At 66.1% G+C, this 26,847-nt stretch carries 19 protein-coding genes and 1 pseudogene; 13 read left to right on the top strand and 7 right to left on the bottom strand.

The features are described from left to right. Positions 1-216: 216 nt before the first annotated feature. Positions 217-1,473 (bottom strand): 6-phosphofructokinase, encoded by a 1,257-nt coding sequence (locus tag ACCQ12_RS16185; RefSeq protein ID WP_372382239.1) that lies wholly within the window; start codon positions 1,471-1,473, stop codon positions 217-219. Between the two features lie 159 nt (positions 1,474-1,632). Here ACCQ12_RS16185 and ACCQ12_RS16180 point away from each other — a divergent pair, with 159 nt between their 5' ends. The 4 genes from ACCQ12_RS16180 to ACCQ12_RS16165 all read left to right on the top strand — a co-directional run bounded on the left by ACCQ12_RS16180 (position 1,633) and on the right by ACCQ12_RS16165 (position 5,539). After that, positions 1,633-2,196: an adenylate kinase gene (locus tag ACCQ12_RS16180; protein ID WP_039407312.1), complete on the top strand. Its 564-nt coding sequence runs from the start codon at positions 1,633-1,635 to the stop codon at positions 2,194-2,196. A gap of 347 nt (positions 2,197-2,543) precedes the next feature. Then, positions 2,544-3,911 (top strand): UDP-N-acetylmuramate:L-alanyl-gamma-D-glutamyl-meso-diaminopimelate ligase, encoded by a 1,368-nt coding sequence (gene mpl, locus ACCQ12_RS16175; protein WP_372382238.1) that lies wholly within the window; start codon positions 2,544-2,546, stop codon positions 3,909-3,911. Next, on the top strand, positions 3,911-4,507 hold the full coding sequence (locus ACCQ12_RS16170; protein ID WP_166752144.1) for an LON peptidase substrate-binding domain-containing protein: 597 nt from the start codon (positions 3,911-3,913) through the stop codon (positions 4,505-4,507). The genes mpl and ACCQ12_RS16170 overlap by 1 nt, the downstream gene beginning before the upstream one ends. 147 nt (positions 4,508-4,654) lie before the next feature. Beyond that, positions 4,655-5,539: a bestrophin family protein gene (locus tag ACCQ12_RS16165; protein ID WP_166749235.1), complete on the top strand. Its 885-nt coding sequence runs from the start codon at positions 4,655-4,657 to the stop codon at positions 5,537-5,539. A gap of 502 nt (positions 5,540-6,041) precedes the next feature. Here the strand turns inward: ACCQ12_RS16165 and ACCQ12_RS16160 are convergent. Beyond that, positions 6,042-6,964, bottom strand: a pseudogene (locus tag ACCQ12_RS16160) (IS110 family RNA-guided transposase). An 875-nt stretch (positions 6,965-7,839) separates the two neighbouring features. Then, positions 7,840-9,927, bottom strand: a complete 2,088-nt coding sequence (locus ACCQ12_RS16155; RefSeq protein WP_372382237.1) for a bifunctional DedA family/phosphatase PAP2 family protein — start codon at positions 9,925-9,927, stop codon at positions 7,840-7,842. A 162-nt stretch (positions 9,928-10,089) separates the two neighbouring features. On the opposite strand from ACCQ12_RS16155, the gene ACCQ12_RS16150 reads away from it, so the two are divergent. Both ACCQ12_RS16150 and ACCQ12_RS16145 read left to right on the top strand, forming a co-directional pair. Then, positions 10,090-10,749 (top strand): serine/threonine-protein kinase, encoded by a 660-nt coding sequence (locus ACCQ12_RS16150; protein ID WP_372382236.1) that lies wholly within the window; start codon positions 10,090-10,092, stop codon positions 10,747-10,749. A gap of 163 nt (positions 10,750-10,912) precedes the next feature. Next, positions 10,913-11,728 carry an SDR family oxidoreductase gene (locus ACCQ12_RS16145; RefSeq protein ID WP_372382235.1) on the top strand — a complete coding sequence of 272 codons (816 nt, stop codon included), beginning with the start codon at positions 10,913-10,915 and terminating at the stop codon, positions 11,726-11,728. Positions 11,729-11,842: 114 nt separating this feature from the next. Here ACCQ12_RS16145 and ACCQ12_RS16140 read toward each other — a convergent pair whose 3' ends face one another. Then, a complete protein-coding gene (locus ACCQ12_RS16140) occupies positions 11,843-12,715 on the bottom strand; it encodes an ion transporter (RefSeq protein WP_372382234.1) in 873 nt (290 codons plus the stop codon). A 72-nt stretch (positions 12,716-12,787) separates the two neighbouring features. Between ACCQ12_RS16140 and ACCQ12_RS16135 the strand changes: the two genes are divergently transcribed. After that, a complete protein-coding gene (locus ACCQ12_RS16135) occupies positions 12,788-14,014 on the top strand; it encodes an acetylornithine transaminase (protein WP_372382233.1) in 1,227 nt (408 codons plus the stop codon). A 336-nt stretch (positions 14,015-14,350) separates the two neighbouring features. On the opposite strand, the gene ACCQ12_RS16130 is transcribed toward ACCQ12_RS16135, so the two are convergent. After that, positions 14,351-14,968: an HAD-IA family hydrolase gene (locus tag ACCQ12_RS16130; protein ID WP_372383644.1), complete on the bottom strand. Its 618-nt coding sequence runs from the start codon at positions 14,966-14,968 to the stop codon at positions 14,351-14,353. A 297-nt stretch (positions 14,969-15,265) separates the two neighbouring features. Between ACCQ12_RS16130 and ACCQ12_RS16125 the strand changes: the two genes are divergently transcribed. The 6 genes from ACCQ12_RS16125 (at position 15,266) to azu (ending at position 22,072) form a co-directional block, all read left to right on the top strand. Continuing rightward, a complete protein-coding gene (locus ACCQ12_RS16125; protein ID WP_372383643.1) occupies positions 15,266-17,548 on the top strand; it encodes a TonB-dependent receptor in 2,283 nt (760 codons plus the stop codon). 94 nt (positions 17,549-17,642) lie between these two features. Beyond that, the gene (locus ACCQ12_RS16120; protein WP_372383642.1) at positions 17,643-19,226 is read left to right on the top strand and encodes a flavin monoamine oxidase family protein; all 1,584 of its coding nucleotides are present in this window, start codon (positions 17,643-17,645) and stop codon (positions 19,224-19,226) included. Beyond that, positions 19,223-19,648 (top strand): c-type cytochrome, encoded by a 426-nt coding sequence (locus ACCQ12_RS16115; protein ID WP_166745255.1) that lies wholly within the window; start codon positions 19,223-19,225, stop codon positions 19,646-19,648. The genes ACCQ12_RS16120 and ACCQ12_RS16115 overlap by 4 nt, the downstream gene beginning before the upstream one ends. 23 nt (positions 19,649-19,671) lie before the next feature. Next, positions 19,672-20,175, top strand: coding sequence for a RidA family protein (locus tag ACCQ12_RS16110; protein WP_372382232.1), 504 nt, complete (start codon positions 19,672-19,674; stop codon positions 20,173-20,175). 30 nt (positions 20,176-20,205) lie between these two features. After that, positions 20,206-21,402, top strand: coding sequence for a pyridoxal phosphate-dependent aminotransferase (locus ACCQ12_RS16105; RefSeq protein ID WP_372382231.1), 1,197 nt, complete (start codon positions 20,206-20,208; stop codon positions 21,400-21,402). A 220-nt stretch (positions 21,403-21,622) separates the two neighbouring features. Next, positions 21,623-22,072: an azurin gene (gene azu, locus ACCQ12_RS16100; RefSeq protein ID WP_047696891.1), complete on the top strand. Its 450-nt coding sequence runs from the start codon at positions 21,623-21,625 to the stop codon at positions 22,070-22,072. A gap of 152 nt (positions 22,073-22,224) precedes the next feature. Here azu and ACCQ12_RS16095 read toward each other — a convergent pair whose 3' ends face one another. Together ACCQ12_RS16095 and hemL are read right to left on the bottom strand one after the other, a co-directional pair. Then, entirely contained in the window at positions 22,225-24,996 is a 2,772-nt protein-coding gene (locus ACCQ12_RS16095) for a winged helix-turn-helix domain-containing protein (RefSeq protein WP_372382230.1), read from the bottom strand. Between the two features lie 538 nt (positions 24,997-25,534). Continuing rightward, positions 25,535-26,824: a glutamate-1-semialdehyde 2,1-aminomutase gene (gene hemL, locus ACCQ12_RS16090; protein ID WP_166749227.1), complete on the bottom strand. Its 1,290-nt coding sequence runs from the start codon at positions 26,822-26,824 to the stop codon at positions 25,535-25,537. Positions 26,825-26,847: the final 23 nt, after the last annotated feature.

The following is a 26,847-nucleotide window of genomic DNA, read 5'->3' as shown; positions in this document are numbered from 1 at the left end:
ATCTGTCGCTGCCGGCGTCCTGGCGCCGAGCTGCAATGCGAAAACATCGGCGCGCCGCTCGGCTGCCTGCTACTGGTCTAGCCTGAAGGCGTCCCTGAAAGGGAAAGGCCGATATCGACGGACCATCAAACTGCGTTACCGACGCCACCGTATGCCAGCGTCTGTCGATCCTGGTGCCGACGCATCGGCCCCAGGAGCAGAGCCGCCTGCCTGAGCTCAGCCCTCCCACACCGGCAACTTCTTCGTCACCGCCACATTCTTCAGGCTGACGTATTTGGGCAACCCATCGCTACCGTAGGCCAGCGGGGCTTCGCCCTTGATCAACGGAGCGAAGTAGCGGCGCGCCTTCTCAGTGATGCCGAATCCGTCCTTGCGCAGGAAGCTGGGCGGCATCTTCTTTTCATGGTTTGCCACCTTGTGCAGGGGGGCGGGCACGATCTTCCAGCGGTACGGGGCATCGCTGACGCGTTCGATCACCGGGATGACGGCATTCATGCCCTTGAGCGCGTATTGCACGGCGGCCTTGCCGACGGCTTGCGCCTGTTCCCAATCGGTCTTGGATGCGAGGTGGCGTGCGGAACGTTGCAGGTAGTCGGGCAGCGTCCAGTGCACCTTGTAGCCGAGTTCCTGTTTGACCTGCGCTGCCAGGAACGAGGCGACGCCGCCGAGTTGTGCGTGGCCGAACGAGTCGGCCGCACCGCCGGCATCGGCGACGAACTTGCCGTGCGCGTCCTGGATGCCCTCGCTGGCCACCACCACGCACCAGCCGACCTTGTCCACCACCTGCTTCACCTTGGCCAGGAACGCGGTTTGATCGTAGGCCCGTTCGGGCAGCAGGATGATCTGCGGTGCGTCGTCGGGGCCTTGCCCGGCCAGGCCTGCCGCGGCGGCAAGCCAGCCGGCGTGGCGGCCCATCGCTTCATAGATGAAGACCTTGGTGGAGGTGTCGGCCATGGCGGCGACATCCAGTGCGGCCTCGCGCACCGATACCGCGGTGTACTTGGCCGCCGAGCCGAAGCCGGGGCAGGTGTCGGTTACCGCCAGGTCGTTGTCGATGGTCTTGGGCACGCCGATGCAGTGCAGCGGGTAGCCGTAGGCCTTGGCGAGTTGCGAGACCTTCCAGGCGGTGTCGGCCGAGTCGTTGCCGCCGTTGTAGAGGAACCAGCGCACGTCGTGCGCGCGTAGCACCTCGAGCAGGCGCTCGTACTTGGCGCTGTCGTCTTCCAGCGACTTGAGCTTGTAACGGCAGGAGCCGAAGGCGCCGCCCGGTGTCTGCGCCAGGGCGGCAATGGCTGCGGCGGATTCCTTGGATGTGTCGATCAGCTCCTCGCGCAGCGCGCCCAGGATGCCGTTGCGGGCGGCCAACACCTTGACCTTGCGCGCACGCGCCTCGGTGATCACGCCGGCGGCGGTGGCGTTGATGACGGCGGTGACGCCGCCGGATTGGGCATACAACAAGTTGCCAGTGGTCATAGGGGGACAGGCTCCTCACATGGAAACATGGCGCAGGGGACAGTGCCGGGACATTCCCCGGATGCGGTAAGCTGCACGACCATACGGTCAGCGCTGGCGAAGGCTTGAGTCTAACGCCGCCAACCGCAACGCGTTTTTTTTCGAAAGTGGAGTCCACTGATGCGATTGGTTCTGTTGGGACCGCCCGGTTCGGGCAAGGGCACCCAGGCGACACGTCTCAAAGACACGTTTGACATCCCGCATATTTCCACCGGCGACCTGTTGCGCGCCGAAGTGGCCGCCGGCTCGCCGCTGGGTCTGAAGGCCAAGGAAGTGATGGCACGCGGCGACCTGGTCTCCGACGACATCCTGCTCGGCATGCTGGAAGCGCGCCTGGGCCAGGCCGATGTGGCCAAGGGTTTCATCCTGGACGGCTACCCGCGCAACGTGGCCCAGGCCAATGCGCTGGATGCATTGCTCAGCAAGATCGGTCAGCCGCTGGATGCGGTGGTACAGCTGGACGTGGCCAGCGAGCTGCTGGTCGAGCGTATCGCCGGCCGCGCCAAGGCCGAAGGCCGCGAAGACGACAACCCGGAATCGGTGCGCAAGCGCCTGCAGGTCTATACCGATTCCACCGCGCCGGTAATCGGCTTCTATGAGCAGCGCGGCAAGCTGGCACGCGTGGATGGCGTGGGCTCGCTGGATGAAGTGCTGGAGCGCATCAGCAAGGCGCTCGGCCGCTGAGTCGACACGGACCGGGCGCAAGGCCCGGTCCTTTACAGTCGCCACGCCCGCCGCGCCGCTATTGGCGCTCGCAATCGGTTCGCCCAAAAGAAAAACCCCGGTCGTACAAGACGACCGGGGCAGAATAACGCCAGTAATGGGCTTGCTCAGAGCCCCGACAGCATGAGCTCCCTGGGGATTTGGCCTCTTGGGGAGTAGGACCAAAGGGTGCTGCGACTGGCGTTCAGCATAGTGATGGATGTGACGCAGTTCGCATATCGGGAAATTCCCGACAGTACGGTAGGGGTTTCCTGACGTCTAGAGGTGGCGCGGACTGGAATGTCCCGCAACTCCGGCGATCGGCGACAATGTACGGCATGACCAAACTCCACATCCTCGGCATCGCCGGGACTTTCATGGGCGGTGTGGCCGCCCTGGCACGTGAGCTGGGCTGGCAGGTGGAAGGCAGCGACCAGGCCATCTATCCGCCGATGTCCACCCAGCTGGAAACGCTGGGCATCGCGCTGACGCAGGGGTACGCGCCCTCCAACATCTCGCCGGACGCCACCGATGTGGTGATCGGCAATGCGCTGTCGCGTGGCAATCCGGCTGTGGAAGCGGTACTGGATGCCGGCCGCCGCTACACCTCCGGTGCGCAGTGGCTGGCCGAGCGGGTGCTGCCGGGCCGCGACACGCTTGCGGTCGCCGGCACCCATGGCAAGACCACCACCACCACCATCCTGAGCTACCTGCTGGAGGCGGCCGGGCGTGCGCCGGGCTTTCTGATCGGTGGGGTGGCCGAAGATTTCGGCGTGTCGGCACGGCTGGGCCAGGGGCGCGAATTCGTAGTGGAAGCCGACGAGTACGACACCGCGTTCTTCGACAAGCGCAGCAAGTTCGTGCAATACCGGCCGCTGGTGGCGATCCTCAACAATCTGGAATACGACCACGCGGATATCTTCCCGGACGTGGCGGCCATCCAGCGCCAGTTCCATCATCTGGTGCGCACGGTACCGGCGCGTGGCCGTCTGATCGTCAACGGCGAGGACGCGCGCCTGGCCGAGGTGTTGGCGATGGGCTGCTGGACGCCGGTGGAACGCTTCGGGTTCGACGCAACGCTGGAGTGGAGTGCACGCCTGATCGAAGCCGATGGCAGCGTGTTTGCGGTACTGCATCGTGGCGTGGAGATCGGTCAGGTGCGCTGGCCGCTGGTGGGCCGGCACAACGTACTCAACGGCCTGGCTGCCCTGGCGGCCGTGCATGCGGTGGGCGTGGATCCGGCGACGGTGATGCCGGCGCTGGCACGTTTTCAGAGCGTCAAGCGGCGGCTGGAAGTGCTGGGCCGGGCGCGCGACATCACTGTCTACGATGACTTTGCACATCATCCCACCGCCATTGCGACCACCTTGCAGGGGCTGCGCGCGAAAGTGGGTGCGGCGCGCGTGCTGGTGGCGATGGAGCCGCGCAGCAACTCGATGCGGCTGGGCGCGCACGCGCAGGCGTTGGCGCCGTCGTTGCACGACGCCGATGCGGTGGTGTTCCTGCATCGGCCCGAGTTGCCCTGGGATGCGGCGCCGATCATCGCGCAGGTGCGTGGCGATGCACGCGTGGCGCACGATGTGGACGCATTGCTGCAGACACTCGGCAACATTGCGCAGCCGGGGGACCACGTGGTGTTCATGTCCAACGGCGGGTTCGATGGTGCGCCGCGTCGTTTTCTGGCGCAGTTGTCCTGATGGCACCGGTCACCGCCAGTGCCGAAACCAGCGCCCTGCCGCTGTTTCCGCTGCACAACGTGCTGTTGCCCGGCGCTGCGATGGGGCTGCGCGTGTTCGAACGCCGCTACCTGGATCTGGTGCGCGAATGCGGGCGCAACGGCACCAGTTTCGGTGTGTGCCTGATTCTGGACGGCAACGAAGTCGGGGCACCGGCGACGCCGGCCGCGTTTGGCACCGAGGTGCGCATCGAGGATTTCGATGTCGGGGCCGATGGGGTGCTGGTGCTGCGGCTGCGTGGCACGCGGCGCTTTCATGTACAGCGCTCGCGTATCCGCGACAACGGTCTGGTGGTGGGCGAGGTGAGCTGGTGCGAGCCCGATCCCGACGACGAATTGCGCCCCGAGCATGGCCTGTTGGCAACCGTGCTGGAGCGCATGCTCGAGCAGGTCGGTGGCGAATTCGCATCGGTGGGCCCGGGCCTGCTGGATCAGTCTGCGTGGGTGGGGTGGCGGCTGGCCGAGCTGTTGCCGCTGACCGAGCAACAACGTCTATCGCTGTTGCAGCAGGACGATCCGCATCGGCGCCTGGACCAATTGCTGGACTGGATGCCGTAAGCGAGCCATGCGCCTGCGCGCGTGCTTCCCTCACCGCGCTTGCACCGCTGCAACGGCACACTCGCCGCGCTTGAGTGCGCTAGCGATGGCATCCACGCACCGGATGCGCGTCATCGCGGCACGCGCTATCGATCCACGGAGTGAGCCTTGATCATCGATGTCAAACCGCGTGTGGCGGATGTGTTCAACCAGGTCTGGCGGACTCTGGCCGTCTTGTTCGTCTGGGACGTATTGATCACGATCATCTATTACGTGCTGCCATTCCGGGCGCCTGCCTTGCCGTTGACCATCTTCGGTTCGGCGTTGGCGTTGTTTCTGGGCTTTCGCGCCAATTCCACCTATCAACGCTGGTGGGAAGGGCGGGTGCTGTGGGGCCAGATGATCAACGCATCGCGCAACCTGGTGCGTCTGAGTGTGAGCATCCTGTCCGCGCCGGAAGCTGCAGCGCTGGGGCGCACGATTGCGCTGCGACAGATCGCCTATGTCAACGCATTGCGCTGCCAGCTGCGTCGCCTACCGGTTGCGATGGCCCTGGAGCCGCGCCTGGACGCCGATGAAGTGGCCGCGATAGTCACGCGTACCAACGTGGCCAACGGTCTGCTCGACACCACCGGACGCAGTGTGGAGCAGGCGCGACGTGATGGCTGGATCGACAGCATCCAGCAGGCCAGCGTGGAGCGCATCCTGGTGGACATCGCCAATGCGCAGGGCGGGATGGAACGCCTGAAAAATACGCCGCTGCCGTATCAATATCGCTTCTATCCCAACCTGTTTACGCGGCTGTTCTGCGTGCTGCTGCCGATCGGCCTGGTGGAGACGTTGCAGTACGCCACGCCGGTGGGATCGACAGTGGCCGGGCTGATGTTCCTGGCCGTACTCAAGATCGGCGACGAGCTGGTCGACCCATTTGCCAACACCATCCACGATCTGCCGCTGGACACCATGTGCCGCACGGTCGAAATCGATGCGCTGCAGGCCATCGGCGAGCAGGCGCCGGAGCCGATGCAGCCGGTGGATGGCGTGTTGTGGTGAGTGTTCGCGCTTGCCCAACGGGATCGTCCGAACGGCGCTGAGGCGCATTGGCCTGTTGCCTCAACAGGTGGTGCGGACGGTTGTAGCGCGCCGGATCTGTTGCTTGGCTGCAGGGCCAGTCGAAATGGTGGCTCTGGATGGATCTCAACCAGCGATTAGCACGCTGGCGATGCGGTGTCTTTGCTCTTCAACAAGACCGCCGGCCCACTGTCTGGTGCGGTGGGGGCACCGCGCACTCGACCGGACTTGAACATCGCCAAGCGATCGCTATAAGCACGATGCAGGCATCTCGACCTGATTGCTCATGACGGACAGATCAGGCGCAGAGCGGATGGTCTGCGCCTTCGCTGCAGGGCCCTTGCCCGCCCACCATCGCAGGACACGCCGCAAGTACGTCCATGTAGCAACTGTGTTGTTGGAGTGGCTCTGGCTAGTCCATAAGCCGGGCACGGTGGTACCGGCCGCTGGTCGGCAGCCGTCGCCCCGTCCAGCGCATGGACACTCAGGTCGGGATGGCTTGGGCCACTCCAGCTAGAGTGTCTCTGGCGCGGGCGTTGAGGATGACCAGCATCTTGCGCATCGCCGCCACGACGGCGACCTTGCCTGGCTTGCCGCGTGCTCGCAGGGACCGATAAAACTCACGGATCCGTGGCTCGTGCTGATGGCCGACAGGCACGCCATGTACAGCACGTTGCGTACCTCTATGCGCCCGCCGCGGATCCGGCGGACGCCGCGCATGCTGCCGCTGTCGTGGGCGATGGGGGCGACGCCGACCAGCTTGGCAATGGCCTTGCCATCGAGGGTTCCTAGCTCTGGCAAATAGCTGGCGATCACGGCTTGCAGGGTCGCTCCCACGCCTTTGAACGCGCGCATCGCCTCCAATTGCGGTTGCTGGCGGACCTGTTCGGCAATGTGCTTTTCCAATCGCAGGCAGTTCTTTTTCATCTGGTTGATGTTGGCCTGCAATGCGCGGCGCAACGTCGTCTCTGTTACGTGTTCCAACTGGTTTTCTGCGCTCATCGTCAGGTCCACGAGCTGCTGTCGTGCGCGCACGAACTCGCGTAGCTTTCGCCGCCAAGGTTCCATCGGCTGATAGGGACGCAGCTCCAGCGTGGCGGCCATGCAGGCCAGATTCGCCGCATCCAGGCGATCTGTTTTTGCCGACACACCGGTGGCAGCAGCGAAGGCATGGCAGCGCCGCGCATCGGCCCGCACGACCTGGTGACCGGCGTCGAACAGGGCATCCAGCACCCGCTGCTCATAACCGCCAGAGGCCTCCAGGATAATCTGGCCAGCTTCCCGCCTGGCCAGCCAGGACAACAGCTTTCTGTGACCGGCAGGGGTGTTGTGAAACCGTGCGAAAGGGCCGCAATGGACGGCCACATCCAACATGGCCTTGGACACATCAATCCCGATGCCATTCATAGCGAACTCCGTTAGGCTTGAAGGGTCGAGAGCTCCCCTGCCTGCCCAGCCTTACGTCTACGAGCGTCAACTCCGGCAACTGTTCGGGCGACACAGGGGAGATACCGACGTGGGCACCCTGCTACAAGACGATCGGCAAGGATCTAGGCTCTCACGGTGGCCCACGTCGGCTCTCGACACCCACACTGGCAGAATTCCAACAGATAAGGCTCGGTGGCGGCATCCATGCCGCCAAGGGTCCCGCGACGGTGGGCGGGCAAGGACCAGTCGAGATGGTCGGTCTGCATGGATCTCAACAGCGACTGGCAAGCTGGCGACGCGGTGTGTTTGCTTTTCAACAAAACCACCAGCCAACTGTCTGGCGTGGTGTCCTCACCGATTGCGGGACCGTTGGCGGCATGGATGCCGCCATCGAGCCTCCATGGACGGATTCACGGCGTGTCTCGCGAGCGGTGAGGGCGCCGCGCCCTCGACCAGGCTTGAAGAGAACCAAGCAATCACGATACGAAAGATGCAGTCGTCGCTACCTGATTGCTCAATACCCGCAGCAACGGCGCAGAGCGGATGGTCTGCTCCGTTGCTGCAGGGCCCTTGCCCGCCCACCATCGCAGGGCACGCTGCAAGTACGTCCTTGTAGCTCCGTGGCGGCATCCATGCCGCCAAGGGTCCCGCGACGGTGGGCGGGCAAGGACCAGTCGAAATGGTCGGTGGGCATGGATCTCAACCAGCGACCAGCAGCCTTTCACCCTGAAAGTTCAGTTGCATCCGGACGACGCCAGGACGTGACCGCTACCGAGACAGCCTTCAAGAGTTAGTGCTGCCAGCTCTTTTCAAGCGGCCTCCGCGAATGCAGGCCGCTAGCGATTGCTGCCCGATCAATCACCGCGCTGTGGCGGTCCTGATGCCGCCGGCCTGGACGCAGTGATTTCTGTCTGCGGTGCAGGGTTGTCCCTGTCCTCGCCACGTACCGCATTGCCCGAGGTGCTGTCTATCAGGATCACCGGGAACTTGGAGCGTCGCCGCTGTTCGACGCGATGCGGAAGCGGGCTTAGTGCATCGCGCAACGCGCTCAGGGCAGGGTCCACGCCGCGCAGCGGATACCACAGGCCGATCAGGCTGAAGTGGCGGCTGTAGCGCAAGGTCTGCGTGCTGCCGACCCATAGCGGTTGTGCGCCGGGCTGCAGGCGCGCGGCCGCGGGCCACAGGCGCAGCACATGCACGTGCCCGGGCGCCGCGTGGCGCACCATCAACAAGGCTTCGACCTGGGTATCCAGCGTGGCCGGCAGGATCGGCACTTCGTCCGGGCGACCGCTGGCATCGAGCAGATGCAGTGCCTGTTCCCAGCCCGCCTGCGGTTGGGCCCGCCAACCGCGCGATTCCAGCTGGCGCTGCAGCGGTGCGAGCGGCCCGGCGACTTGCACGTCCAGCGGCCAACGCTGGTCGTCGTCGAACTCGTTGCGTCGCGCCGGCAGCAGGCGCCATTGGCCGTTCCACCAATCGCTGGCGGGCAGATCCATCAGCAACGGCGGCGGCGGTTCGAACTTGGCCAGCTTGGTCTCGAGATTGCGCGGCGCAAAGAAGATCGCGCAGCTCACGAACACGCCGTAAAAGATCCACGACACCGGCTTGACCCAGAACGCGCGCGTGGCGCGGCGGCGGTAGGCGATACCGAGCACCAGCAGCCAGAAGATGCCGAACAACATGCCGCCCACCACGTCGCTGAGCCAGTGCGCGCCGAGATACAGGCGCGCAAAGCCGATCAGCGAAACGATGGCGCCGCTGACCAGGTACGGCCATACCCGACGACGCCCGGGCAGCTCGCGCGCGATCAGCAGCGCGAAGAAGCCGAAACCAATGGTGGCCATGGTCACCGCTACCGACGGAAACCCGAAGCCGCTGCTGGCTGCCGGCGGGCGCACCACCTGCACGGTGGCGCCCAGCAGCTGGGTCAGCGCCAGACCGAAGGCCAGCGCGATCACCCAGTGCGTCACTGCCATCCAGCGCTGGCGCCAGGCCAGATAGCCCATGGCCGCGACAATCGCCGGCAGCAGCACCTGCCAGTCGCCCAGCGAGGCCAGCGCCACCATCGGGTAGTCGGCCAGCGGGTTGCGTAGCGCCAGCATCAGGTCGTGCACGGCCAGGTCCACGCGCAGCGGTTCGCCATGCGCCAGCACCACCATCAGCAGCACGAACCAGCCCCAGCCCAGCAGCAACAGCATCAGCGCCATCATCGCCAGCGGCACGGACTCGCGACGGCGCGGGTCGAACACGCTGACCGACCAGTTGCCCAGCACCGGGTGCCGGTGCGACCACTCCAGCAAGCGTGCCAGCAAGGCATCCAGATGGCCTGCCGACCAGCGATACGAATACAACACCACCGCCCAGGCCAGGCCGATGACCGCGGCCAGCAATGTGACGACCACGAACAAGCGCCCGGCCACGGCCGCCACCGCGTCGTAGGCGGTTCCCAGCACCCAGCCCGGGACCAGAAACAGCAAGGCCCACGACACGCAGGCAAGGCCGCTGGCAACCAGGTAGCGCTTGAACGGCATGTGCGACATGCCCGCAATGGCCGGCACGAACGGCCGCACCGCACCGACGTAGCGGGCGATCAGGATGCTCTTGAAGGCGTTGCGCCGGAACAGCAACTCGCCGCGTTCCAGCAATTGCGGATAGCGGCGAAACGGCCAGTAGGTATGCAGTTGATGGCCCCAGCGGTGGCCTACCCAGAAGCTCAGCGCATCGCCGACGAACGCGCCCAGCGTGGCGCAGACCACCGCATACGGTCCGTTGATCTGGCCAAGCCCGATCAGCACGCCGATGGCGAACAGCAGGGGCAGCGCGGGCACGATGGCGCCGAGCACGATCACCGCATCACAGAATGCGATGGCAAAGATCACCACGCCAGCAAAGGTGGGGTGGTGTCCGATCCACTCCAGCGTGGCGTCGATCCATGAGTTCATCCCCGAATTATAGGTGGGCACGGCGACGGCTGACTTGCGCGGTGCTCACATCCGGCTGTCCGCTTCACCTGAGGTTGCATCCAGGCGCCGGCGCCTGCCGGTGCCACCTGCAGGCACGCCCGGGGCGGTATGGCGATGCACGGCGCCCGCCTACAATGGGGGATGAGTGACGACCGCGCCGGCAATCTGCCACTGAAGTCCGATACGTTCGGACGCATCCTGTTGATCCGCGACGCCGGCCGGGTGTTCGTGCGGCGCGACCTGAGCGTGGCGCCGTGGCTGTTGCGCGGCGTGGCCTGGTGGCTGGCGCGTCGCGAAGCGCTGGCCTTGCGCCAGCTGGACGGGCTGCCGCGCACGCCACGGTTGCTGCACTGGGACGGGCGCCATCTGGACCGCAGCTATCTGGCGGGCGATGCCATGTACCAGCGTCCGCCGCGTGGCGACCTGGCCTATTTTCGCAGTGCGCGGCGGTTGCTGCAGCAGTTGCATCGGCGTGGTGTTGCCCACAACGATCTGGCCAAGGAAGCCAACTGGCTGGTACAGGACGACGGTAGCCCGGCGGTGATCGATTTCCAGCTGGCCGTGCGCGGCAACCCGCGCGCGCGCTGGATGCGCCTGCTTGCACGCGAGGATCTGCGCCATCTGCTCAAGCACAAGCGCATGTACTGCCCGGCCTCGATCACGCCGGTGGAACGGCGCGTGCTCAAGCGTACCTCCTGGGTGCGCGAGCTGTGGTTCGCCACCGGCAAACCGATCTACCGCTTCGTGACCCGTCGCGTGTTGCACTGGGAAGACAACGAGGGGCAGGGGCCGAAGCCCTGAGGGGCGGGGATTGGTTGTTCGGGATTGGGGATTCGTAAAGGCGGATGGTGCAGGGCTGGTGGCTGGTCGGTTGAATCCAGCAGCTGCACATGACGCGTTCCGATTCGGCGCCGGTCACCGGCTGTAAGCTCTGACAAATCCCTAATCCCGATTCCCCAATCCCATGACCTTAAAAGGCAAAACCCTCTTCATCACCGGCGCCTCGCGCGGGATTGGCTTGGCGATTGCGCTACGCGCGGCGCGCGATGGGGCCAATGTGGCGATCGCGGCCAAATCGGCGGTGGCCAATCCCAAATTGCCCGGCACCATCCATAGCGCGGCCGCGGCGGTGACTGCGGCCGGTGGGCAGGCGCTTGCGCTCAAATGCGATATCCGCGACGACGCGCAGGTGCAGGCCGCCGTTGCTGCAACCGTGGAGACGTTTGGCGGGGTCGACATCCTGGTCAACAACGCCAGCGCGATCTGGTTGCGCGGCGTCCTGGAGACGCCCATGAAGCGCTTCGACCTGATGCAGCAGGTCAATGCGCGGGGTAGTTTTGTGTGCGCGCAAGCCTGCCTGCCGCATCTGTTACGGTCATCCAATCCACACATCCTCACCCTCGCGCCGCCACCTTCATTGAATCCGGCATGGTGGGGTGCACATACCGGCTACACGTTGGCGAAGATGGGCATGAGCCTGGTCACGCTGGGGCTGGCCGCCGAGTTCGGCCCGCAAGGCGTGGCGGTCAATGCGTTATGGCCGCGCACGGTGATCGCCACCGATGCGATCAACATGTTGCCCGGCGTAGACGCCGCTGCCTGCCGTCGCCCGGAGATCGTGGCCGATGCGGCGCATGCGGTGCTGACGCGCAAGGCGGCCGGATTTCATGGCCAGTTCCTGATCGACGACGACGTCCTGGCCAAGGCCGGCATCACCGACCTGCGCAGTTATGCGGTCGACCCGTCGCATGCGTTGTTGCCGGATCTGTTTCTGGATTGAGCGTGGTGCACGCGATTGCGCGAGCCTGGTTCGCCTGCTGGGATCGCGCAGTGCTGACGTGCGTTGCGGCACCGCGCCTGCCGATTGCGCGCGGTGCCTGGCTGCGTAGTCGCTTCAGCCGTTCGCGAGCGCCGGCAGCGGCTCGGCGCATTGCCGGCAATAGCGTGCGTCGGCCGCGTGGCCTTCCAGCCCGCAGCGGGCGCAGTTGCGCGTAGCGCGCTTGCCGGTGTGGCCACCGTCGCGCAGCGTGCTGGCCAGTTCGGCGGTGTAGATGCCAGTGGGCACGGCGATGATGCTGTAGCCGATCAGGATCAGCGCCGAAGTGACGAAACGGCCCAGCGTGGTCTGCGGCACCAGGTCGCCAAAGCCCACCGTGGCCATGGTGACGATGGCCCAGTACATGCTGGTGGGGATGCTGGTGAAGCCGTGCTGCGGGCCTTCGATGACATACATCGTGGCGCCGGCGATCACGGTGATGGTAAGCACGCTGAACAGGAAGACCAGCACCTTGCGGCGGCTGCGCCACAGCGCGTCCACCAATTGCCCGCTTTCCTGGATGTAGCGGGTGAGCTTGAGGATGCGGAACAGCCGCAGGATGCGCAGCACGCGCACCACCAGCAGCGTCTGTGCGCCGGGCACGAAGAACGACAGATAGCTGGGCAGGATCGAGAGCAGGTCGATCACGCCCCAGATGCTGAGCGCGTAATGCAGCGGGCGCCGCACCACCGACAGCCGCAGCGCGTATTCGACGGTGAACAGCACCGTGAATGCCCATTCCAGCGGGACCAGCCAGTGCGCCGAGTGCGCATGGATGCGCGGCACGCTGTCGATCATGATCACCACCACGCTGGCCAGGATGGCCGCGACCAGCAACAGGTCGAAATTGCGCGAAGGGCGGGTGTCGTGCCGGTAGATGATGTCGAACCACTGCCGGCGCCAGCCGTCGTCGGTGGCGGGGGTGAGCTGAGGATCGGAGAAGGGGCGCATGCGCGCATTGTGCCGCAGCCGCGCGAATGCGCGAGAATGCCGGTCTCCCTTCCGCGTCTGTGACCCACCATCATGAGCACCGCTGCCGATTCGCCCCTGTCCCTCGCGCATTACTACCTGCCGGTGTATCGCCCGCGTCAGGTGGTGCTGGAGCGCGGTCAGGGCAGTCGCGTGTGGGACGATGCGGGGCGCGAGTACCTGGACCTGTCCTCGGGCATTGCGGTCAGCGGGCTGGGCCATAACGATCCGGACCTGGTAGCGGCGCTCACCGAGCAGGCCGGCAAGCTGTGGCACACCAGCAACATCTTCTACAGCGCGCCGCCGCTACGTCTGGCCGAAGAACTGGTCACCGCCTCGCGCTTTGCGGAAAACGTGTTCCTGTGCAATTCCGGCACCGAGGCCAACGAGGCGGCGATCAAGCTGGTGCGCAAGTGGGCCAGCAGCCAGGGGCGCCCGGCCGACAGGCGCGTCATCGTGACCTTCCGCGGCAGCTTCCATGGCCGCACGCTGGCCTCGGTGACGGCCACCGCGCAGCCCAAGTACCAGGAAGGCTATGAGCCGTTGCCGGGTGGATTCCGTTATGTGGATTTCAACGACGTGGCGGCGCTGGAAACGGCGATGGCCTCCGGCGACGTGGCAGCGGTGATGGTGGAGCCGATCCAGGGCGAGGGCGGGGTGATGCCGGCCGCGCCGGGCTTCCTGGCCCGTGCGCGCGCGCTGTGCGATCAGCACGACGCCTTGCTGGTGCTGGACGAGATTCAATGCGGCATGGGCCGCACCGGCACGCTGTTTGCGCATTGGCAGGAGCAGGTGACGCCGGACATCGTGACGCTGGCCAAGGCGCTGGGCGGCGGTTTTCCGATCGGTGCGATGCTGGCCGGTCCCAAGGTGGCGCAGACCATGCAGTTCGGCGCGCACGGCACCACCTTCGGCGGCAATCCGCTGGCCGCGGCGGTAGCGCGGGTGGCATTGCGTAAGCTGGCCTCGCCGGAGATTGCAGCCAACGTGGAGCGCCAATCGGCGGCGTTGCGCGCAGGGCTGGAAGCATTGAATGCCAAGTTCGATGTGTTTGCGCAGATCCGCGGACGCGGCCTGATGCTGGGCGCGGTGCTGGCACCGGCGCATGCCGGTCAGGCGGGGGCAATCCTGGATCTGGCCGCCAAGCACGGCTTGCTGGTGCTGCAGGCTGGACCGGATGTGCTGCGCTTTGTGCCGGCACTCAATCTGACCGATGCCGAGCTGGCTGAGGGGTTGGCGCGTTTGCGGCTGGCGATTGCCGAGTATGTCGCGCAGTCGTGATGGATGCCTGCGTCCTGCGAAGTGCAGGATGATGGGGCTTGGCTTGGGGTGAGCGTGCGCAGTCTGGCGGGCGTGATTGCGTGGTCTGTCGCTTATTTGATGTTGAGGTTCCGGCGTAATGCGGGGGCTCAGCTCGCTGCTGCGAGTTGGGTGTCGTCCTTCGTACCCTCACCCCAACCCCTCTCCCGAGGCGAGAGGGGCTGAAGGCATCGCGGTGTTGTCTGGTGGCGTGCGCTGGGTTGTCGGAGCTGCATGCAGTACCGCTCTTGGCTGCGGTTTGCGACGCTTCGATTCCCGATTCCCGATTCCCGATTCCCGATTCCCGATTCCCGACACTTATCCCACGCCGTGCCGCTTCAACACCCGCCGCAAGGCGCGGGCGTCGCGCACGGTGTCGGCGTGCAGGCCGGCCGCGCGTGCGCCGCGCACGTTGACGAACAGGTCGTCGACAAACAGCGTGCGCTCGGCGCGTTCGCCGAGCTGCGCAAGCGCGCGCTGATACACCTGTACATCTGGTTTGCGGCCGCCGAGTGCGCCGCTGCATAGCACGCGGCCCTGCAACAGCGGGAACAGCGGCGGCACGATCCGCTCGATCGCGTCCATCATCAGCGGGCCGTTGTTGGTGAGCACTGCCACTGCCGTGGTCGCCGACACCGCCAGTACCTGCGCCACGACCGATGGGTCGGCGCGGCAGGCGGCGACGCGGGCCGCGAGCCAGGTGGCGCGATCGATCGTGTGCCCAAGCCCCTGGCTCACCTGCGCCAGATACGCCTGCGTGTCGATCGCGCCGGCATCGTAGGCGCGCTCCAGACCCTGCACGAACAGCACCTCGTGCACCCGCTGCAGTGTGCAGCCCGCCGCCGCCGCCAGCGCGGCCATGCGCCGTGGCCGCGCGTAGTGCGCGAGCACGCCATCGAAATCGAGCAACAGCAGCGACGGCGGTGCGGGCGGCATAGGTGTGCTCATGCGGTGGCTGCGCAGCGTTGTCGATCTGTCGCGGCATGGCAAGCGCGCAAGACCTGTTATGCCCGAAACCGCGCAGGTAGGTCGCTGCGAGACCTATTCAGAGTCTTGAATCCGGCAGGAACCTACCCGCCTGCGCCAACCCTACCCTCCGCACCGCGGTTGCGGCGGAACTGTGCTGGTTATGGTCGATGCATGCCGCATTTGCGGTGTCAGCCGGTCTCGGGGGAGCGCCCGGTCACTCAGCACGCTACACGTCTCCAGGGGTTTGATTGCATGCGAAAGTGCCTGAATACCGATCACCTGGCGGCCTCGGTCGCCGCCATCCTCAGCACCACCCGCTCGCGCCACACGCTGGCGTCGATGACCTTGTTGCTGGCCGGCGCACACAGCCTGCCAGCCGCCGCCCAGGATGCGCGCACGCTGGATGCGGTCAGCGTGGTGGGCACCGGCTCCACGCGGACCACCGCATCGATTTCGGTTGCCGAGATCCAGGCACAGGTCCCGGGCGTTGCACCGCAGCAACTGCTGGCCAGCTTGCCCGGCGTGAATGTGCAGACCACCGACCCGTTCGGGCTATACGAATTCGGCGACTCGATGACCATCCGCGGGTTCTCCGCCAACCAGATCGGCGTGACGCTCGACGGCATTCCGATCGAGACCTTCGACACCCGCGAAGGCGGGCCGATCACCCGCTATGTCTCCAGCGAGAACCTGCTCGACGTCACCGTGTCGGCCGGCTCGGGCGATGTCACCCAGCCGTCGTATCACGCACTCGGTGGTGCGATCCGCTACACCAGCCTGCCGCCGAAGGGCGGCGACAGCTGGAGCGGCAATCTCACCCAGACCATCGGTTCGGACGATCTGGTGCGCAGCTTCGTGCGCCTGGACACGCCGCAGTGGTGGGATGGCGGCCCGACTGCGTATGTCTCTGCCTCGCGCACCCAGGGCGGGGTGTGGGACATGGAGCCGGCCACGCAGAAAAGCGATCACTTCGAAGCCAAGATTCGCCAGGCCTGGGACGCGGGCACCCTGACGCTCGGCTGGATCTACAACAACCGCAAGGACTACGACGTGCAGTCGTACAACTCCGACGGGTCGGTGGCGTGGGACCTGCACGAACGCATCACCGGCAACCCGGAAGTGGACGCCGAGCATTACAGCGAATGGCAGAACGGCCGGCGCGATTCGCTGCTCAGCCTGCACGGCGACTTCATGTTCAACGACGCCATCGGCGCCACGTTCACCGGCTACTACGAAAACAAGCATGGCTACGGCGTCGGGGGTACGCCGCCCAGCACCGCCACCGGCCTGTACAACGATGCAATCGCCGGCACACCCGGGCGCACCGATATCGCCATCAACGACCCGCAGATCGTCGATGCCAACGGCAATGTCACCCGCGTCGGCGCCATGACGCGGCGCGAAGAGATCATGGGCGGCGACCGTTACGGCATCACCGGTGCGGTGGCGTGGGAGACCGAGCACAACAAGCTCGAAGTCGGTGCGTGGTACGAAAACTACGATTTCGATCAGGTGCGCCCGCTCTACAACCTCGACCCGGCGACCGGTGCCTTGCTCAAGGGCTTGCGACCGATCGTCATCTACTACGACAACCACTTCTCCACCGAAGTGAAGCAGCTCTACATCAAGGACACGCTGCGCCTGCTCGATGACCGGCTCACGATGGAGTTCGGTGCCAAGGGTCTGGATGTCAAACGCGACTACAACGGCATCGCCAACCTGGACGATTTCAATATCGGTGTGCGGCGCAATGTGACCATCAAGAACAGCGACTGGTTTCAGCCGCAGGTGGGTGCAAGTCTCCAGCTGGCCGATGGTGTGCAGGTGTTTGCCAACTACGCCGAAAACTTCAGCTCGGCGCCGCGCCTGGCGCTGACCTCCGGCGCGTTCAATCCGGACATCGCCCCGGAGGAGTCCACCAACATCGATATCGGCATCCGCGCCGAATCCACGCAATGGAGCGGCTATCTGGCCGCCTACAAGATCGACTACGAAAACCGCATCATCGCGCTGACCGACCCGGACCCGCTGGTGGTGGCTCCCACGGTGTACGCCAATGTCGGCGACGTGCAGACCTATGGCGCGGAACTGTCGGGCATGTGGAAGCCAGCGCCGGGCTGGCGGTTGGGTGCATCGTTGACCTGGAACAGGTCCGAATTCCAGGACAACTATTTCGGCCCGGTCAGCGGCAATCTGGTACAGGTCAAAGGCAACGACGTGCCCGACGCACCGAAGGTGATGTTCAGCGTCAACGGTGGCTGGGAAGGCGAGCACTTCTTCGCCAACCTCGATACCAAATACACCGGCAAGCGCTACGGTGACACGCTCAACACCGATCAGGTGGATGCCACCTTCATCGTCAACGGCAGCGTGGGCTACCAGGGCGGCGACGCGGGATTCCTGGCAGGCGGCAGGTTGCAGTTGTCGGTCTATAACCTGTTCGACAAGGACGATGCGATCGGTGCGGTGTTTCCCAACGAAAGCTCCGGCTCGTATCAGCTGATCGCGCCACGCCAGTTGTTCGCCAGCCTGTCCTACCGGTTTTGAAACACAGCCGCGACCGGCCGTGCGGCCGATCGCGTGCGTTTGTCCACGACATGCAGGGGACTATGCAGTGACGCAAGGCAATTACTCTGGGGCGATGACGCGGCGGCAATTGCTGGCGCGCATCGGCATGACCGCCGGCGGCGCCATGATGTACCAGGCGATGAGCAGCCTGGGCATGGCGGCCGAATCCAATTTCAAAGGGCCATTGCAGCTGGATGGCGACCCCAAGGGCGCATCGGTGTTGATCCTGGGCGCCGGTCTTGCGGGCATGAGCGCCGCCTTCGAGTTGCGCAAGGCCGGCTACCGCGTGCAGGTGCTGGAATACAACGGCCGGCCCGGCGGGCGTAACTGGACCCTGCGTGGCGGCGACCGCTACACCGAGCTGGGCGGTGCCGCCCAGCACTGCCAGTTCGACGACGGGCTGTATCTCAACCCGGGGCCGTGGCGCATTCCGCATCACCACAAGGCGGTGTTGAGTTACTGCAAGCAGTTCGGGGTGGCATTGGAAGCCTTCAACCAAGTCAATTACAACGCGCTGTTGCATAGCGAAAAAGGCTTCGGCGGCAAACCGCAGCGCTTTCGCGCCATCGATGCCGATTACAAGGGCCATGTCTCGGAGTTGCTGGCCAAGTGCACGCAGCAGCACGCCCTGGACACGGCCGTCAGCCGCGAGGATCAGGAACTGCTGCTGGAATCGCTGCGCACCTGGGGCGCGCTCGATCAGAAGTTTGGCTACGTCAAAGGCAAGGACAGCAGCGAGCGGCGCGGCTTTGCGCGATATCCCGGTGGCGGTCTGTCGGGCAAACCGGAGTTCTCCGACCCCTTCAGCGTGCAGGACGTGCTGCGCTCGCGCCTGTGGACCACGCTGGCGGCCGGCAACAACTACGAAATGCAGACCACCATGTTCCAGCCGGTGGGCGGCATGGACCAGATCGGCAAGGCGTTCGCGCGTCAGCTCGGCGATGCCATCACCTACAACGCCAAGGTCACCAGGATCGACCAGGACGGCAGCGGCGTGCGCGTGTCCTGGCAGGATGCGGCGCATGGCGGCGATGAACGTATCGCCAGCGCGGAGTGGTGCGTCTGCACGATTCCGTTGTCGGTACTCAGCCGCATTCCGGTGACCGCCAGCGACGCGATGACCACCGCGATCGGCAAGGTGCCGTACGCGGCATCGATGAAGGTGGGGCTGCAATTCAAACGCCGTTTCTGGGAAGAGGACGAAGCGATCTACGGCGGCATCAGCTACACCGATCTGCCGATCACCCTGATCAGCTACCCAAGCACCGGCTATCACAGCCCCGGCAAAGGTGTATTGCTCGGTGCCTATGTCTGGGGGCTGGATGCCTACCAGTTCACCTCGATGACGCCGGAGCAGCGCGTGCGCAAGGCGGTGGAATACGGTACGCAGCTGCATCCGCAGTATCCGCGCGAATTCGAAAACGGTGTCGCCGTCGGTTGGCACCGTGTGCCGTTCACGCATGGCTGCTTCGGCATGTGGACCGAGCAGGCGCGCGCCGAACATTACGAACCGCTGTGCCAGATCGACGGGCGCCTGGCGCTGGCCGGCGAGCACGTGTCGTACATCCCGGCCTGGCAGGAGGGCGCGATCCTGTCTGCACACGATGTCGTCGGCCGTCTGCATCGCAGGGTGCTTGCCGCAGGAGGCCGCGCATGAGCCTGTTGCCACGCACGCTGGTCGCCGCCGTCGCGCTGGTCATTGGCGCGTTGCTGTTGCCGCCGGGTCTGCGCGATGCGCGGGCGCAAAGTTCCGATGCCACCCAGCTGTTTCCGCAGCAAGGCTTTGCCAAGGCATCGGGACAGGAGGTGTACCAGGCCATCTGCCAGGGTTGCCATATGCCGGCCGGGCACGGTGCGCAAGGTGCGGGCGAGTATCCCGCGCTTGCCGCCAACCCCAAGCTGGCGGCCGGCCCCTATGTGACCATGATGGTGCTCGACGGCCACGCCGGCATGCCTGGCTTCGGTGACATGCTCGACGATCGCCAGGTGGCCGAAGTGGTGAGCTATGTGCGCACCCATTTCGGCAACGACCACAGCGAACGTGTCACCGCCGACGACGTGAAGCTGCTACGCCATTGATCTTTCCCTGCCAAGGAGTTGCCATGTACCGTCCCATCGCACTCGCCCTCATCGCCACCCTCATCTGTTCTGCGGGTGTTGCCGCCGCCGACGCGGCCGAGGTGATTCGCCACAAGATTCCCAACAGCGATTTCCCCATTGCCGCGGCGGTGGAAATCCCCGCTGGCAAGGCCACGGTGTACGTCAGCGGCAAGGTGCCGGCAGTGGTGGATGCCAGTGCGCCCAAGGACTCCGCTGCCGCCTATGGCGACACCAAGGCGCAGACGGTGAGCGTGTTGAACCAGATCAAGCAACAGCTGGCCGCGATCGGGTTGGGCATGGGTGATGTGGTGAAGATGCAGGTCTTTCTGGTCGGCGACCCCGCGCTGGGCGGCAAGATGGACTTCAACGGTTTCATGGAAGGGTATCGCCAGTTCTTCGGCACCAAGGAACAGCCCAACCTGCCGGCGCGCTCGGCGTTCCAGATCGCGGCGTTGGGCAACCCGCTGTACCGCGTGGAGATCGAAGTGGTCGCCGTACGTCCCTGAGCCGTTATCGGCGCCTTGCTGGAGGTTGTGATGAAACCTGATATGTCGCGCCGCATGTTCCTGCGGGACTCGGCCCTGTTCGCCGGTGCTGCGGGTGCCGGCACGGTGCCGCTACTGGCCAGTGCCGCCGAACGTTCCGTCGTCGTTGCACCGACCGCGGCCAACACGCTGGCACCGGTGATGATCGGCTCCAACGAGTTCCCCGACGGACCGTCGGCGGCCGCAGTGAAGGCCATCGCGCAGATCGCACCGCAGGGCGGGCGTTATTTGCGCGATGTGCAGATGGAACTGATGAACACCCTGGCCGCGGAACTCATGTTGCCGGTCGACCACTTGATGGCCTACGCCGGCTCCACCGAACCGCTGGACTACACGATGCTGGCCTTCACTTCGCCGAGTGCGGCGTTGGTCACCGCCGACCCGACCTATGAATCGGGCTGGCGCGCGGCAACCCGCAATGGTGCACGGCTGATCAAGGTGCCGTTGCGCAAGGATTTTTCGCACGACGTGCAGGCCATGTGCGCGGCCGACCCCAACGCAGGCGTGATCTACATCTGCAACCCCAACAATCCCACCGGCTCGGTGACTGCGCGCAAGGACCTGGACTATGCGCTCGCGCACAAGCCCAAGGGCAGCGTGCTGGTGGTGGACGAGGCCTACATCCACTTCGCACAGAGCACGCGCAGCGTGGTCGACATGGTCGCTGCCGACGAGGACGTGGTGGTGCTGCGCACCTTCTCCAAGCTCTACGGTATGGCCGGCATCCGCTTGGGGTACGCGGCCGCACGCCCGGAGCTGCTGGCCAAACTGATGTTCTACAGCGTCAACAGCCTGCCGGTGACCGCAGCGGCCGCAGGCCTGGCCAGTCTGCGCGATCCGGCGCTGGTGCCGCAGCGGCGTGCACGCACCGCGGCCACCCGGCAGGATGTCATCGAGTTCCTGGTCCGGCAGGGCTATGCCTGCACGGCCTCGGAGAGCAATTGCTTCATGGTCGATGTGAGGCGGCCGGCCGCAGGCTTCAAGGACGACATGGCAACGCATGGAGTCTTCATCGGCCGCAGCTGGCCGGTGTGGCCCACGTGGTCGCGGATCACGGTGGGTACCGAGGCGGAGATGGCACGCTTCAAGCAGGCCTTCGTGCAGGTGATGGCCGGCAAGCGCGGCCCCTTGCCGGTGCCGCAGGCCGCGGCGCATGCGTCACTGGATGGGTGTTTCCATTACGCCTGAGGCAGGGATTGCGCGCTGGCATGGTGTGCGCGGTGGCAGGCGCGATCTGCAACATGCGATGCCCCGGTGGCATCTGCTCGCTGCCCGTGCTCGCTACGCGCACGCGAGCTGCAGCCGAGGTTCTGTAGATCGCGGCCAGGCAGTACCCTGGCAAGGCCGGCGCAGCGCGAGCGTCGGTGGGGTTGGATGCATCGCGTATTTCTTACCGCAGGAGTGTGCCTTGAAGCTGTTTTCGACGATTGCTGTGCTCGGCCTGGTGCTGATGGCACCTTCGGCCTGGGCCCGGACATGTGCGGTGACCATCACCGGCAACGACCAGATGAAGTTCGACCAGAGCGCCATCAAGCTGGCGCCCGACTGCACGCAGGTGGACCTGACGCTCAAGCACTCCGGCAAGATGGCCGCCACGGTGATGGGCCACAACTGGGTGCTGACCAAGTCCGCCGATTTCCAGGCGGTTGCCAACGCCGGCGTGCGCTCGACCATTGCCGACAGCTACCTGCCCAAGGCCGATGCGCGCGTGATCGCGCATACCAAGGTCATCGGCGGCGGCGACAGCACCACCGTCAGCTTTCCCACCAGCGCATTGACCAAGGGCGGCGCGTACACGTTCTTCTGCTCGTTTCCCGGGCACTGGGCGATGATGAAGGGCACGCTGAGCTTCGGATGACCGCGGCGCGCCACGGGGCCGGTCCCTGTGGCGCGGTGCATCGGTTGGCTGCCTCCGGCATCGTGTGAACGACGCTGCTGCATCGCTACGTGGTCGCGCGCCGTTCCCGCCATGTCAGGCGCGCCAGGCAGGCACCATGACGTGCACGCCCCTCACGGTGGCGGTGCGTCCGTTGCGTGCTGGACGTCCCCGCTGCGTAACACACCGCGCTGCAGCGCCTGCGCCAATGCGCCTTCGCGGCTGCGTGCATCGAGCTTGCGGTACAGATTCTTGAGATGGAATTTGACCGTGTTTTCCGACAGGTGCAGGTGGCGGGCGATCTGCTTGTTGGAATAGCCACGCGCCAGCTGTGCCAGCACTTCCAGCTCACGCTCGCTGAACACGTCGCTGGAAGGATCGTCGTCGCCGCTAAGGCGTTCGAGCAGGGCCTGGATGGTCAAGGCACGCGTGGTGCCGCCCACGGTGTGCGGGTCGTGCTGCCGGAGCGAGCGCAGCATCGCCTTGGCGGGCAGGCCGAGTTCGACGATCGCCTGCCAACTCTGTGTCAGCGCCACGTGGTCCAGGGCGCTGTACAGGTAGGGCAGGGCGGCGAGCAGTTCGCCGCGTTGCTGCAGCACCAACGCGATGCGGGCACGGGTGCGCGCGAGATGGCACAGGTTGTCGTTGCTCAGGCAGGCCTGCTCGATCTGGCCGAGGATGACCAGGGCTGCGCTGCTGCGTCCGGCCAGGCGGTGCCAGCGTGCCAGTGCGAACCCCATCGCCGCGCGATCGCGCCACCGGTGCGCCGCGCGCAATGTGTGTGCCAGCGAGGATTCGCCGCCGGTGCGCGCGATCAGCACATCGATGGCCGCGTTGCCGGGATGTTCCAGCAGCAGCATCAAGCGCCACGCCGACGCCAGCTCGGACAGCCGCATCAGCTTGCGCCCGTGGGCGATCTGCTCGATATGGTCGAGCACCGCCAGGGCGCTGCGTCCGCTATGGTCGCGTACGCGCTCCAGTCCCAATGCGGTGTCGTACGCGGCTGCCAGCACATCCACGCCGGCATCGTGTTGCTCGAGCGTTTCCAGTGCCGGATGCAGCAGGTCCGCCGCGTCGTCGTGGTGGCCACGCTCGTAATGCAGTTGCGCGAGCAGGCACTGGCCGGCCGCCTCCAGCACGCGGTCTGGCTGTGGCGTGTGCGCGCACCCGTGCAGCGCTTGCCGGTAGCATGCCTCGGCGTCGCCGAGCTGCCCACGGTAGAAAAAACTCTGGCCCAGCGCCAGCAGCGCCTGGCCGGCGCCCGCATCGCTGCCGCCGCGCTGCATCGCCTCGCGTGCCGCCAGTGCGTAGCGTTCTGCCACTGCAAACGCCCCCTGTGCGATGGCGGTGGTGGCGCAGATGCAGAGCAGCATGCCGCGGCCAAGCTGGTCGTCCTCGTCCAGTGCGCGCGCCTGTGCCGCGATCTGGGTCAGGCCATGGGGGTTGCCGCAGATTTCGTCCAGGCGGTCGCGCAGCACGGCCACCACCACGGTGTAGTCGCGCTGCAGCGGTTCGCGCAGGGCCGCCGGGAAATCGCGGAAGCGTTCCAGCAACAGGCGCGCATGGCTGAACTCGCCCAGCTTGATGTGCAGATGCGCCTGGGTGAGGTTGAGCGCCGGCGTCTCGCGGATGGTGCGGTGGTCGAAATGGCGCAGCAATGCACGCACCTCGTGCAGTCCGTGCGTCAGCAGCAACTGCCAGGTGCCGGCGCGCGCGATGTAGCTGGCCGCCAGATCGCCGCACTGGCCATGCGCGGCGTGTCGTACCGCGTCGGCCAGGTGCTGATGGTCGCCAAACCAGCGGGCTGCACGCTGATGCAGCTGGACGGCCTGGCCAGGGTGTTCGCGATCGAGCAATTGCTGCAGGAAGTCGGCAAACAGGGGGTGATAGCGGAACCATTCGCGCTCGCCATCCAGCGGCACCAGCAGGCCGTGGAAATGCTCCAGCCGGGCGAGCAGCCGTCCACTGTCGTCGCGCTGGCGCAGCGCATCGGCCAGCGAGGCGTTGAGGCGTTCCAGCAGGCTGGTGCGCAACAGCAGGTCGCGCGTTGATGCATCCAGGTCGTTGACCACTTGCTCGGCCAGATACGCGGCAATCTGCGTGCTGCGCCCGGAGAAGCGTGCGGTCACTTCCTGCTGACGTTGTGCATCGCCCTCCAGCCACAGCCGCGCCAGATGCAGCGCTACCGGCCAACCTTCGGTGTAGTGCAGCAGGGTCTCCACCACCGGCGCCGCGACCTGCGGCCCCAGCAGCGTGCGCGCTTCGTCGGTGTCCAGTGCCAGTTGCGCGCTGCCGATGCGACCGAGCTGTGCCTGCAGTTCCAGCCGCGCCAGCGGCAGCGCCGGCACGCGACGGGTGGCAAGCAACAGATGCAGGCGCCCGCCGCTGTGTTCCACCAGGCGCAGCACCAGCTCATCGACCAGGCCGCTTCCGAGCCGGTCGTAGTCGTCGACGATCACGCTGATGCGCCGCGGTGCCGCGCGCAGGGCGCGAATCAGCACCGCGACCGCATCGCGCGGGTCCTGCTCGCAGTGGTGCATCACGCTGGTGCACAGCGCGGCATCGGCGCCTGCACCCTGCAGCGCCAGGGCGAGATGACCCACAAAGCGCGCGGCATCGGCATCGGCTTCGTCCAGCGACAGCCAGGCCACCGACGCCGCATCACGCGCGCGCAGCTGCGCATGCCATTGCGCCAGCACCGTGGTCTTGCCGAACCCGGGCGGGGCCAGCAGCAGGGTCAACGGACGCATCTGGCCCTGATCCAGTGCCCTCAGCAATGCCTCGCGCATCACCGCGCCCGGGTGCGGCGAAGGCGGCTCCAGCTTGCTGGCAAGCAGCCAATCCGGAAGAGCGGGGTCGCGCGGCGGTGACGGGCGCGGAGTGAGCAACGCAACAGGCTTGAGCATGAGGCGAGGGCGGCCGTGGCAAGCGTCAACAGCGCGCCGGCTCGACACGCTGCACAACGTGATGAAACAGCGGCGACGGCACGCAGGTCACCGAGACGGCGACAACGACGGATCGGCTGCTTCGCGGGTCCCCACCCATGCCCGTCCCTGAGCACCTTTCAGAAAGGTATGACAGCCTCACGACAAAAGCAAAGTGTGTGGCGGTTTTCACGCCATCGCCGCCAGGGTCGAGGCGGGCCATCGGGTGGATCGGGTTGTGGTGGCGTCTGCCCGCGCCAGCGGCGTGCGTAGAACAGGTGTGTCTGATCCGGCGTCACCGACCGGCGCGCCCAGCCCGCGGCGTGCGCATTCACTTCGGTCCCTGCGGTGCATGCCCGGCCCCGCTGGGCCCGCGCCGGCATCCACGTCCGGCGCCATCGGGGCGGCCGTTATCGGCTGCGGGCGTCTGGCTTGGCTGGCTGTCTCAGCGCCGCACCTGCGCCCTCGGCACGTGCTGAAGGCGAAGCGCGGCGCGGACGCCGTCTTACCCCATGACGCGTCAGCGTGCGACGTCTGCAAACGCCTCGCGTGCTGCGGCGAGCGTGGCCTCGATCACGGCCTCGTCGTGCGCGCTGGACATGAAGCCGGCCTCGTACGCCGACGGCGCCAGGTACACGCCCCGCTGCAGCATCGCGTGGAAGAAGCGGTTGAAGGTGGTGGTGTCGCAGGCGGTGGCCTGCGCGTAGCTCTCCACGATCTCGTCGCTGAAGAACAGCCCGAACATGCCGCCCACCTGGTTGGTGGTGACGGCAATGCCGGCCGCGCGCGCGGCATCTTCCAGGCCTTCGCACAGCACGCCGGTCGCCTCGCTGAGGCGGGCGTGGAAGCCCGGTTCCTGCACCAGTTCCAGCATCGCCAGGCCGGCGGCCATGGCCACCGGATTGCCCGACAAGGTGCCGGCCTGGTAGATCGGCCCGGCCGGGGCGATCTGCTCCATCAGCTCGCGCCGGCCGCCGTACGCGCCCACCGGCATGCCGCCGCCGATGATCTTGCCGAAGGTGGTCAGATCCGGCGTGACGCCATAGAGCGCCTGCGCGCCACCCAGCGCCACGCGGAAGCCGGTCATCACTTCGTCGAAGATCAGCAGCCCGCCATGCCGCGTGCACAACGTGCGCAGGTGCTGCAGATAGCCCGCCAGTGGCGGAATGCAGTTGGCATTGCCCACCACTGGCTCGATGATCACTGCCGCCACGTCGGCGCCGATCTCGTCGAACAATGCGGTGGCGCCTTCGAAGTCGTTGAAGCTCAGCGTGGCGGTCAGCTCGCTCAAGCCGGCCGGCACGCCCGGCGAGGTGGGCACGCCCAGGGTCAGCATGCCGCTGCCGGCCTTGACCAGGAACGAGTCGCCGTGGCCGTGGTAGCAGCCTTCGAACTTGATGATGCGGTTACGCCCGGTGGCGCCGCGCGCCAGGCGCACCGCCGACAGCGTGGCCTCGGTGCCGGAGTTGACCATGCGCACCATCTCGCACGAGGGCACCAGCCGGGTGATGGTCTGCGCCATCGTCACTTCCGCCGCGCACGGCGCGCCGAACGACAGCCCGTCGCGGATCGCGCGTTCCACCGCCTCGCGCACCGTCGGGTGGTTGTGCCCGGCAATCATCGGACCCCATGAGCCCACGTAGTCGATATAGCGGTTGTCGTCGACGTCGTACAGGTACGGGCCGTCGGCACGGGCCACGAAGAACGGCTCGCCGCCCACCGACTTGAACGCCCGCACGGGTGAGTTGACGCCGCCGGGCAGCAGCGTCTGCGCCTGGGCGAACAGGGCGTGGGAGCGGGTGTGGTTCATGCGCGCAGATCCTTGAGGAATAC

Origin of the sequence: Xanthomonas sp. NCPPB 1068, from assembly GCF_041479385.2 — a bacterium.
GTDB classification, from domain to species: Bacteria; Pseudomonadota; Gammaproteobacteria; order Xanthomonadales; family Xanthomonadaceae; genus Xanthomonas; species Xanthomonas cannabis.
The sequence above is the reverse complement of the archived record's forward strand: the minus strand, read 5'-3'. Positions and strand labels throughout refer to the sequence as shown.

What these genes read in the sequence shown, in the direction of transcription:
- ACCQ12_RS16185 (WP_372382239.1), bottom strand. Translation starts at nt 1,473, where the DNA reads ATGACCACTGGCAACTTGTTGTATGCCCAATCCGGCGGCGTCACCGCC.
- ACCQ12_RS16180 (WP_039407312.1), top strand. Translation starts at nt 1,633, where the DNA reads ATGCGATTGGTTCTGTTGGGACCGCCCGGTTCGGGCAAGGGCACCCAG.
- mpl (WP_372382238.1), top strand. Translation starts at nt 2,544, where the DNA reads ATGTACGGCATGACCAAACTCCACATCCTCGGCATCGCCGGGACTTTC.
- ACCQ12_RS16170 (WP_166752144.1), top strand. Translation starts at nt 3,911, where the DNA reads ATGGCACCGGTCACCGCCAGTGCCGAAACCAGCGCCCTGCCGCTGTTT.
- ACCQ12_RS16155 (WP_372382237.1), bottom strand. Translation starts at nt 9,927, where the DNA reads ATGAACTCATGGATCGACGCCACGCTGGAGTGGATCGGACACCACCCC.
- ACCQ12_RS16150 (WP_372382236.1), top strand. Translation starts at nt 10,090, where the DNA reads ATGAGTGACGACCGCGCCGGCAATCTGCCACTGAAGTCCGATACGTTC.
- ACCQ12_RS16145 (WP_372382235.1), top strand. Translation starts at nt 10,913, where the DNA reads ATGACCTTAAAAGGCAAAACCCTCTTCATCACCGGCGCCTCGCGCGGG.
- ACCQ12_RS16140 (WP_372382234.1), bottom strand. Translation starts at nt 12,715, where the DNA reads ATGCGCCCCTTCTCCGATCCTCAGCTCACCCCCGCCACCGACGACGGC.
- ACCQ12_RS16135 (WP_372382233.1), top strand. Translation starts at nt 12,788, where the DNA reads ATGAGCACCGCTGCCGATTCGCCCCTGTCCCTCGCGCATTACTACCTG.
- ACCQ12_RS16130 (WP_372383644.1), bottom strand. Translation starts at nt 14,968, where the DNA reads ATGCCGCCCGCACCGCCGTCGCTGCTGTTGCTCGATTTCGATGGCGTG.
- ACCQ12_RS16120 (WP_372383642.1), top strand. Translation starts at nt 17,643, where the DNA reads ATGACGCGGCGGCAATTGCTGGCGCGCATCGGCATGACCGCCGGCGGC.
- ACCQ12_RS16115 (WP_166745255.1), top strand. Translation starts at nt 19,223, where the DNA reads ATGAGCCTGTTGCCACGCACGCTGGTCGCCGCCGTCGCGCTGGTCATT.
- ACCQ12_RS16110 (WP_372382232.1), top strand. Translation starts at nt 19,672, where the DNA reads ATGTACCGTCCCATCGCACTCGCCCTCATCGCCACCCTCATCTGTTCT.
- ACCQ12_RS16105 (WP_372382231.1), top strand. Translation starts at nt 20,206, where the DNA reads ATGAAACCTGATATGTCGCGCCGCATGTTCCTGCGGGACTCGGCCCTG.
- ACCQ12_RS16095 (WP_372382230.1), bottom strand. Translation starts at nt 24,996, where the DNA reads ATGCTCAAGCCTGTTGCGTTGCTCACTCCGCGCCCGTCACCGCCGCGC.
- hemL (WP_166749227.1), bottom strand. Translation starts at nt 26,824, where the DNA reads ATGAACCACACCCGCTCCCACGCCCTGTTCGCCCAGGCGCAGACGCTG.